The organism is Microbacterium sp. K35 (assembly GCF_004794375.1).
GTDB classification, from domain to species: domain Bacteria; phylum Actinomycetota; class Actinomycetes; order Actinomycetales; family Microbacteriaceae; genus Microbacterium; species Microbacterium sufflavum.
In genome coordinates, this window is sequence record NZ_SSDM01000025.1 from 1 (window position 1) to 8,865 (window position 8,865).

9 protein-coding genes are annotated in these 8,865 nt (G+C 73.2%); 6 read left to right on the plus strand and 3 right to left on the minus strand.

Annotated features, from left to right (window positions below):
- Window positions 1–160: 160 nt before the first annotated feature.
- Complete coding sequence (locus DW299_RS00555) at window positions 161–871, minus strand: IclR family transcriptional regulator (RefSeq protein ID WP_136035268.1); 711 nt, start codon at window positions 869–871, stop codon at window positions 161–163.
- Window positions 872–1,022: 151 nt separating this feature from the next.
- On the opposite strand from DW299_RS00555, the gene DW299_RS00560 reads away from it, so the two are divergent.
- From DW299_RS00560 to DW299_RS00585, 6 genes are all read left to right on the plus strand, one after another.
- Entirely contained in the window at window positions 1,023–2,894 is a 1,872-nt protein-coding gene (locus DW299_RS00560; protein ID WP_136028479.1) for an FAD-dependent monooxygenase, read from the plus strand.
- Window positions 2,895–2,976: 82 nt separating this feature from the next.
- Window positions 2,977–3,975, plus strand: a complete 999-nt coding sequence (locus DW299_RS00565; RefSeq protein ID WP_240745269.1) for an ABC transporter ATP-binding protein — start codon at window positions 2,977–2,979, stop codon at window positions 3,973–3,975.
- Window positions 3,976–3,977: 2 nt separating this feature from the next.
- Window positions 3,978–4,733 (plus strand): ABC transporter permease, encoded by a 756-nt coding sequence (locus DW299_RS00570; protein ID WP_136028501.1) that lies wholly within the window; start codon window positions 3,978–3,980, stop codon window positions 4,731–4,733.
- Window positions 4,734–4,762: 29 nt separating this feature from the next.
- Window positions 4,763–5,959 (plus strand): sensor histidine kinase, encoded by a 1,197-nt coding sequence (locus tag DW299_RS00575; RefSeq protein ID WP_136035269.1) that lies wholly within the window; start codon window positions 4,763–4,765, stop codon window positions 5,957–5,959.
- Window positions 5,953–6,588, plus strand: coding sequence for a response regulator transcription factor (locus tag DW299_RS00580; RefSeq protein WP_136028503.1), 636 nt, complete (start codon window positions 5,953–5,955; stop codon window positions 6,586–6,588). Before DW299_RS00575 ends, DW299_RS00580 begins: the two co-directional genes overlap by 7 nt.
- 92 nt (window positions 6,589–6,680) lie before the next feature.
- A complete protein-coding gene (locus tag DW299_RS00585) occupies window positions 6,681–7,061 on the plus strand; it encodes a VOC family protein (RefSeq protein WP_136028504.1) in 381 nt (126 codons plus the stop codon).
- Between the two features lie 121 nt (window positions 7,062–7,182).
- On the opposite strand, the gene DW299_RS00590 is transcribed toward DW299_RS00585, so the two are convergent.
- Both DW299_RS00590 and DW299_RS00595 read right to left on the minus strand, forming a co-directional pair.
- Window positions 7,183–8,031, minus strand: coding sequence for a PhzF family protein (locus DW299_RS00590; protein ID WP_136035270.1), 849 nt, complete (start codon window positions 8,029–8,031; stop codon window positions 7,183–7,185).
- 25 nt (window positions 8,032–8,056) lie between these two features.
- A partial coding sequence (locus tag DW299_RS00595; protein ID WP_240745270.1) for a thiamine pyrophosphate-dependent enzyme occupies window positions 8,057–8,865 on the minus strand: 809 nt, incomplete at its 5' end.

The window sequence follows — 8,865 nt, forward strand, 5'->3', positions numbered from 1 at the left end:
CCGGCGCCGTGCGCCCACGCGCGGGTGCGCTCCCCGCGAGGCTCAGGGCGCCATCGCGTGCCCGGTGCCGTGCGTTCTCCCTCGCGGGGCGAGGGTGCCATCGCGCGCCGGTGCGCGGCGATCGATCCGAGGATGCGGCGGGCGTGAGCCCCGGGTGGGATCAGCCGTCGAGGGCCTCGCGGATCACGGCGGCGGAGCGTTGCAGGCGGGCGGCGATGTCGGCGTCGTCGAGGTCGGTCGCCACGTGGACGACGGCGATCGCGCACGGGCGCTGCCCGCGCAGCACCAGCGGCACGGCGACGGCCTGCACGGTGGGGATGACCTCGTCGTGGCTCGTGGCGTACCCGCGCTCCGCGGCGGCCTCGACCTCGCTTCGCAGCGCGGGGGAGATGCCGTCCGGCCGCTCGGTGACCGGGAGCTGCGCCAGGATCGCCTTGCCGGGGGCGCCCACCGTCACCGGGTGCCGGGCGCCGGGGCGCTGAGCGACGCTGGCCACCGCGTGCCGCGGCTCGACGCTCGCGAGGGTGATGCAGTCGGTGCCGTCGAGCACCGCGAGGAAGCACGTCATGCCGAGCTCGTTGGCGATCGCGGTGAGCTCGGGCAGCGCCTCGGCCTGCAGGTCGTGCGCCACGCCGGCGGCGAGGGCGGCCATGCGGGCGCCGAGGCTGACGGCGCCCGCCGCGTCGCGGTTGACGAGCCCGTGGTCCTCCAGGGTGCGCAGGAGGCGGTAGGCGATCGAGCGGTGCACGTCGAGCCGCGCGGCGATCTCGTCGATCGTGAGCGCATGGCGTGCGTCGGACAGCACCTCCAGGATGCGGATCCCGCGGCTGAGCGTCTGCGAGGCGGGCGCGGCGGTCGGGCTCTCGGGCATGCGGCTCCTTGCGGCGCGCGCGGCGCCGGTTTAGGCTGTGTTCAATAGTAGAACGGTGTGTTCGAATATAGAACACGCTCGTCTCGGACGCAAGACCCCGCAGCACCCGACAGCGACACCCGACAGCGACGTCCGGAAGGAATCGACGACGATGCAGTTCCACCACCACGGCTACGTGTCCGGAGACCCCCGCGTGCAGGACGCCGCGGGGATCGGCACCGACCGCCCCGCCGACCTCCCCGACGAGATCGACGTGCTCATCGTCGGGTCCGGCCCCGCCGGCATGCTCCTCGCGGCACAGATGTCGCAGTACCCCGACGTCTCCACGCGCCTCATCGAGAAGCGCGAGGGGCGACTCGTGCTCGGCCAGGCCGACGGCATCCAGCCGCGCAGCGTCGAGACCTTCCAGGCGTTCGGGTTCGCGGAGCGCATCATCGCCGAGGCCTACAACATCGGCTGGATGAACTTCTGGGGTCCCGACCCCGAGCACCGCGATCGCATCGTGCGCACCTCCCGCACCGCCGACTACGCCTACGACATCTGCGAGTTCCCGCACCTGATCGTCAACCAGGCGCGCGTGCTCGACTACTTCGCCGAGGCCGCGGCGAACGGGCCGGGCCGCATCACGCCCGACTACGGCGTGGAGTTCACGGGGCTCACCGTGCACGACGAGGGCGAGTACCCCGTCGAGGTCGGGATCCGCTACGTCGCGGGTGACCGCGCCGGCGAGGAGCGCACGATCCGCGCGAAGTACGTCGCCGGCTGCGACGGCGCCCGCAGCGGTGTGCGCCAGGCGATCGGCCGCACGCACGTCGGCGCCAGCGCCGCCCACGCCTGGGGCGTCATGGACGTGCTGGTCAACACCGACTTCCCGGACTGGCGCACCAAGTGCGCCATCAACTCGGCCGCGGGCAACATCCTCCACATCCCGCGCGAGGGCGGCTACCTCAGCCGGATGTACATCGATCTGGGAGAGGTCGCCGCCGACGACGACCACCGCGTGCGCCAGACGCCCATCGAGGAGATCATCCGCAGGGCGAACGAGATCCTGCACCCCTACACGCTCGACGTGCGCGAGGTCGCCTGGCACAGCGTCTACGAGGTCGGGCACCGCGTGACCGACGGCTTCGACGACGTGGACGAGGGCGAGTCGCGGACGCCGCACGTGTTCCTCACCGGCGACGCCTGCCACACGCACAGCGCCAAGGCCGGCCAGGGCATGAACGTCTCGATGCAGGACGGCTTCAACCTCGGCTGGAAGCTCGGCTCCGTGCTCACCGGCCGCGCGCCCGAGTCCCTGCTCGCCACGTACGGCGCCGAGCGGCGGCCCGTCGCGCAGCAGCTGATCGACTTCGACCGCGAGTGGTCGAGCCTCATGGCGCGCAAGCCCGAGGAGATCTCCGACCCGAACGACCTGGCCACGTACTACCTCGCGACGGCCGAGTTCCCCTCCGGGTTCATGACGCAGTACACGGGCTCCATGATCACGGGCACCGATGCGCACCAGGAGCTCGCGGTCGGGTATCCGCTGGGCAAGCGCTTCAAGTCCGCCGAGGTCGTGCGGGTCGGGGACGGCAACGTCGTGCACCTCGGACACCACGCGAAGGCCGACGGCCGGTGGCGCGTCTACGCGTTCGGCGACCGGACCGGCGAGGCGCTCACGGCCTGGGCCGAGGCCGCGGCACCCGTGTTCGCGCGGTTCACCCCGGCCGACGGCGACGAGGACGCGGTGTTCGACGTGAAGGCCGTGTACCCGCAGCCGTTCGAGGAGGTCGAGGTGACCTCGGCCCCCGCGCTGTTCCAGCCGAAGACGGGTCCCCTCGGGCTCACCGACTGGGAGAAGGTGTACGCCGCCGGTCCCAGCAAGTGGTGCGCGACGGACATCTTCGAGGCGCGCGAGTTGTCCCGCGACGGCGTCGTGGTCGTGGTGCGCCCCGACCAGTACGTGGCCGCGATCTTCCCGCTCGACGGGGTGGCGGAGCTCGAGGGCTTCCTGGAGGGTGCCTTCCTCCCCGCGCGCTGAGGTCCGCCGCATGACACGTGTCATGTCGAGGAGATGACACCGGGCTCCGGCGCCGCGGCCGGGCGGACGCGAGGCTGGAGGCATGAACGACACCTCTGCGGGCGCGACGGCGATGCGGGTCGCCTCTCGCCCGGCACCCGGACCCGACACCGAACCCGCGGCCGCTCCCGCGGACGCCCCGATCGTGCTGGAGCTGCGCGACGTGCGCCGACACTACGGCTCGGGAGACCGCCGCGTGCAGGCCGTCGACGGCGTGGACCTGTCGATCCGCCGCGGAGAGGTCGTCGCACTGCTCGGGCCCAACGGCGCGGGCAAGACCACGACGCTCGACATGCTGCTCGGCCTCACGGCCCCGAGCAGCGGGACGGTGCAGGTCCTCGGCATGACCCCGGAGCGGGCGACCGCGAGCGGAGCGATCGGCGCGGTGCTGCAGACCGGCGGGCTGCTGGGCGACCTCACCGTCGGCGAGACCGTGCGCCTCATCGCCTCGCTGCACGGCGGAGAGGCGATCGCGCGGGTGGGCGACGTGATGGCCAGGGCCGACCTCACGCGCCTCGCGCGCCGCCGGGTCGCGAAGTGCTCGGGGGGAGAGCAGCAACGCGTGAAGTTCGCCCTCGCGATGGTGTCCGACCCGGACATCCTCGTGCTGGACGAGCCGACCGCGGGGATGGACGTCACCGCGCGCCGGCACTTCTGGGACGTGATGCGTGCCGACGCGGACGCCGGGCGCACGATCGTGTTCGCCACGCACTACCTGGAGGAGGCGGAGCAGTTCGCCCGCCGCACCGTCGTGATGCACCGGGGCACCGTCGTCGCCGACGCCCCCACCGCCCTGCTGCGCGCGAGCCTGGGGGAGCGCACGGTCGCCGCGACCGTCGCGCCGGGGACCGCGGAGGCGCTCCTCGCCGCGGTGGCCGCCGCCGAGGGCGTGACCGGGGTGCGCCAGGACGGGGACCGCCTCAGCCTGCGCGCGACCGACTCCGACGCGGCCGCCCGGATCCTGCTCGACGGCGGTGCGCACGACCTGGAGATCGCCGCGCCCACGCTCGAGACCGCCTTCACCGCTCTCACGGAGGACTGACCATGCTCGTCTCACCCACCATGCTGCGCATCGAAGGCGTCCGCCAGCTGCGCAACCCGTACACCCTCGCGTTCACCCTGGCGATGCCCGTCGCCATGTATCTGCTCTTCGGGGCGGGCATGGGCTACGGCACCCTGTCCGCGGGGAACGGCAACGTCTCCTTCTACGTCATGACGTCGATGGCCGCCTACGGCACGGCGGTCGCGATGAGCTCGCTCACGTCTCTCGCCGCCACCGAGGCCAAGCAGGGGTGGGGGCGCCAGCTGGCGATGACCCCGCTCACCACGGCGGGGTACGCGCTCACGAAGCTGCTGACCGCGGTGTCGTTCGCGGCTCTGGCCCTCGTGGCCGTGTTCGTCGCCGGCATGCTCACCGGCGCAGAGGTCGAGGACGGGTGGCGCTGGGCCGCGACCGCCGGCATCATCCTCGGCATCGGCCTCATGTACGGGCTCTTCGGTCTCGGTGTCGGCCTGTTCTTCAGCTCCGACTCGGCCGCCGCCCTCGCGTCCATCTCGATGACGTTCTTCGCGTTCTTCGGCAACGTGTTCATGCCGCTCGACGGGGTGATGCTCGACATCGCCCGCTTCACACCGCTGTACGGCTTCGTCGCGCTGAGCCGCTGGCCGCTCACCGAGGGCGTGCTGACGACCGGGCAGACCGACCCGCTGTGGATGCTCTTCCTCAACGTGGCCGTGTGGCTCGCGGTGTTCGCGGTGCTGGTCGCGATGGGCATGCGGCGCTCCCGGGCTCGCCAGTGACCCGCGCCGGCCGACAGTAGGTTGGACGGATGACGCAGCGCACGCAGCGGGAGCGCTCCGGCAGCTCCCGAGCCTCCCGCGACGCCCTCCGGTCCGGCGCGGCCGGAGCTCCGGTCGCGTCGCCGCCTCCCGGTGCCGCGGACCGCTCCGGGAAGGAGCCGTGGGCACGGTTCGGATGGCTGATGGCCGTCATCTGGCTCGTGTTCCTGGTGTACCCGGTGATCGCCCTGCTGCACTCGACCGCACCGCTCGGGTGGGTCGTCACCGGCTGGGTGGCGCTCGTCGCCTTCATCGTCCTGTACGTCACGGGGTTCCTGCACGGCATGCGCGGCGGCGGAGGGCTCGGGCGGCCCCCGACGCCGCGCCAGTGGATCACCTTCGCGCTGCTCATCGCGTGCGCACTCGTGACGGTGCCGGCGGTCGGCGGTTCGGCGCTGAGCTTCCTTCCGTTCATCATGTCGTTCGCGTCGTACGGCCTCACCCGGCTGTGGCACTGGATCGCGACCGTGGCGGCGGTCGTGGTCGCCGCGGGGTGCGTGCTGCTCATCCCCGGCAACCTGACGTACGCGTCGGTCCTGGCGATCGTGGCGCTGCTCGGGGTCGTCAACACGGTGTCGACCTGGCTGATCCTGCGCTCTGCCGAGGCGGAGCGCCTCGGACTGGAGCTGGCGACGAGCGAGGGGCGCGAGGCGGTCGCACGCGACGTGCACGACCTCATCGGCCACTCGCTGACCGTCGTCGGCCTCAAGGCCCAGCTCGCGCGACGCCTGATGGACACGGACCCCGAGCGGGCGCGGGCCGAGCTCGCCGACATCGAGCGCCTGACCGCGGAAGCCATCGCGGGCGTGCGGCAGACCGTCTCGGGGGCGCGTGCGACCACGCTGATCGAGCAGCTCGCCGCGACGGGGGACTCCCTGCGCGCGGCCGACATCCGGCTCGAGACCACGGGCGGGCCCGAGGCGCTCTCGCCCGCGCAGGCCATCACCGCGAGCTGGATCCTGCGCGAGGCGACCACGAACGTCCTGCGTCACGCGCGAGCCGACACGGTTCGGGTGCTGCTCGCGCCGGGGCGGGTGGTCGTGGAGGACGACGGCATCGGTTGCGCCTCCCGCGCCGTCGACGGCAACGGCGTCCGCGGGATGCGCGAGCGCGCCGCGGCCGCGGGAGCGTCGTTCTCGATCGGACCCGCGGGGGCGTCGGGCACGCGGGTGGAGGTGACGTGGTGAACGCGGACACGGGAGCGGGCGACAGCATCCGGCTGCTGATCGCGGACGATCAGGCTCTCGTGCGCGGCGCGCTCGCGGCCCTTCTCGACCTGGAGGCCGACCTGACCGTGAGCGGCATGGCGTCGGACGGAGCGGAGGCGGTGCGGCTGGCGGCCGAGGTGCGTCCCGACGTGTGCCTGATGGACATCCAGATGCCGGGCGTGGACGGGGTCGAGGCGACGCGGCGGATTCGTGAGGTCAGCCCGGGCACGCGGGTGCTCGTGGTGACCACGTTCGCCAGGCCAGGCTACCTGCGGTCGGCCCTCGACGCGGGCGCGAGCGGCTTCATCGTGAAGGACACTCCCGCGGAGGATCTCGCCGAGGCCGTGCGCCGCGTGCACTCCGGGCTGCGGGTGCTCGACCCCGCGCTCGCCGAGGAGAGCCTTTTCGACGGGGCGAATCCACTCAGCGACAGGGAGCGACAGGTGCTGCGGCTCGCCGCGGACGGCCGATCCGCCGCCGCCATCGCCGCGGAGGTCTTCCTGTCGGCGGGCACGGTGCGCAACCATCTGTCGGCTGCGATCGGCAAGACCGGTGCGGTCAACCGGGCGCAGGCGGTGCGCATCGCCTCGGACAAGGGCTGGATCTGACGCGGACCCTGCCGCGGCGGTGGCGGGTGTCGGTGCCCCGGCGTACCGTGAGCCGCGACGGGCGAGGGAGCCCGGACAGGATGGAGTGCGTGATGGAGTGGAAGATCGAGCTCATCTTCGTGCCCGTGTCGGACGTCGACCGGTCGAAGGAGTTCTACGAGAGGGTCGGCTTCCACGCCGACGGGGACCACACGCCGACGGAGGGGCTGCGGTTCGTGCAGATGACGCCGCCCGGGTCGGCCTGTTCGATCGCGTTCGGCACGGGCCTCGGCGTCGCGCTGGAGCCCGGGCAGCAGAACTCGATCCAGGTGGTCGTGCCGGATGCCGACGAGGCGCTGGCTCATCTGCGCGGCCTCGGCGTCGAGGCGCGCGGGGTGCAGGAGCTCGACTGGGGGCGGTTCGTGTCGTTCGACGACCCCGACGGCAACACCTGGACCCTGCAGGAGCTCCCGGACTACAGCGCGCAGGGCTGAGGGACACGCGCGTCTCGGTGCGTGCACGGGATCGCGTCGCGGGTACGGGACGCCCGCGCGGCCGACCCGTGCGCTCGACAGCACGTCGAGCGCTCGAAGCGCGCCGGGCGGGGAGAGGGCGTCACCCGATCCGCACCGCGCCGCCGGAGACGAGGATGCCGCCCGTCGCGGGCACGGCCACGCGCAGTTCGCTGGGGCGTCCGACATGGGCGCCCTGGCGGATGCGCACGCTGTCGCCGGGGAAGCCCTGGGCGCGCAGGTACGCGCCGACCGAGGCCGCCGCGGAACCCGTCGCCGGATCTTCCGTGATGCGCCCGACCGGGAACAGGTTGCGGGCCTCGATGTCGGCCGGATCCTCGGCGTGCAGCACGGTCACCGTGCCGAGCCAGCCCTGCTCGCGCATGAGGGCGGCGACCGCGGCCGGGGCGAAGCGGAACTGGTGGAACAACTCACGGTCGGCGACGAAGACGATCGGGTGCCAGTTGCCCGCGAACGCCTCCCGCACGGGGAAGCGGGGGTCGACGTCGTCCGCGGTCATCCCGAGCAGTCCGAGCAGCCGGTCGCGCACCGCCGGGTCGAGGTCGCGCACCTGCGGCTCGACGCTCGTGAACGACACCGTCACCTGCCCGTCCGCGTCGGCGAACGACTCCATCGTCACGGCACCGGCGGCCGTCTCGAACACCACCGTGCCCGGGCCGTCGCGCTCCGCCAGCGCCACCGCCGTCGCCACCGTCGCGTGACCGCAGAAGGGGACCTCCGCGGCCGGCGACCAGTACCGCACCCGCAGCCGCGCCCCGTCATCGGAGGCGCCGGTCACGAACGCGGTCTCGGAGTACCCGACGTCGGCCGCGATCCGCTGCATCTCCGCATCGTCGAGGCCTCCGGCGTCGAGCACCACCCCCGCGGGGTTGCCGCCGTCCGGCGTCGCCGCGAACGCGCTGAAGCGGAGGATCTCGGGGACATCCGTCATGGGGCGAGCCTAGCGGCGGGCCCGGTCAGGAGTTCACGCGGATGATCTCCTGCTGATACGGGGCGATCACGTCGCCGGAGATGCGCAGGTCGACGACGAGGAAGCGGCGCGTCGCCGGATCCTCGGCGGTCCACGCGGCGAGCCGGTCGAGGTCGGCCAGCGTGCGCACCACGAGCCCCTCCGCCCCGACCGCGGCACCGAACGCCGCGAAGTCGACCTCGGGGATGCGCATCGGCGCCTCGGCGAGTCCCTTCAGGCCGTAGAGGTTGACCTCGGCGCCGTAGGCCGCGTCGTTCCACACGACCGCCAGCCCGCGGCCACCCGCGGCGCGGACGGCCGACTCCAGGTCGGCGATCGCCATCAGCCCGCCACCGTCGCCCGAGGTCAGCACGATCGTCGAGTCCCGGCGGGCCAGGGCGGCGCCCACCACGCTCGGCCAGCCCTGACCGATCGACTGGAACGCCGTGCCGACCATCATCATGCGGTCGGGCGCCGCGACCGGCCAGTACATGTTCGCCCAGCCGATGAAGTGCCCGCCGTCCGACACCACCACGCGGTCCTGCGGCAGCAGCTCGGCGATGCGGCGCGCGGCCGAGCGGGGGTCGAGGCGTCCGTCTGGCGCGAGCTCGTCACCGGCGTCGTACGTGCGCGCGGCTGCGACATCGACGCTCTCGCGCCACGGACGGGTCGGCGTCGCGTGCTCCACCGCGGAGCCGGTGCCGGAGCGCCGGCTCTCGTCGCCGAGGTCGTCCCCGGCGGTCGGGGGAGTGGCGCCGGTGAGCCGTGTCACGAGCGCCTCGGCGGCGAGCCGCGCGTCGGCCCGCACGAACCCGC

Excerpts from the sequence above, each read along its gene's own strand:
- DW299_RS00560 (WP_136028479.1), top strand. The coding sequence starts at position 1,023 with ATGCAGTTCCACCACCACGGCTACGTGTCCGGAGACCCCCGCGTGCAG.
- DW299_RS00590 (WP_136035270.1), bottom strand. The coding sequence starts at position 8,031 with ATGACGGATGTCCCCGAGATCCTCCGCTTCAGCGCGTTCGCGGCGACG.
- DW299_RS00565 (WP_240745269.1), top strand. The coding sequence starts at position 2,977 with ATGAACGACACCTCTGCGGGCGCGACGGCGATGCGGGTCGCCTCTCGC.
- DW299_RS00570 (WP_136028501.1), top strand. The coding sequence starts at position 3,978 with ATGCTCGTCTCACCCACCATGCTGCGCATCGAAGGCGTCCGCCAGCTG.
- DW299_RS00555 (WP_136035268.1), bottom strand. The coding sequence starts at position 871 with ATGCCCGAGAGCCCGACCGCCGCGCCCGCCTCGCAGACGCTCAGCCGC.
- DW299_RS00575 (WP_136035269.1), top strand. The coding sequence starts at position 4,763 with ATGACGCAGCGCACGCAGCGGGAGCGCTCCGGCAGCTCCCGAGCCTCC.
- DW299_RS00585 (WP_136028504.1), top strand. The coding sequence starts at position 6,681 with ATGGAGTGGAAGATCGAGCTCATCTTCGTGCCCGTGTCGGACGTCGAC.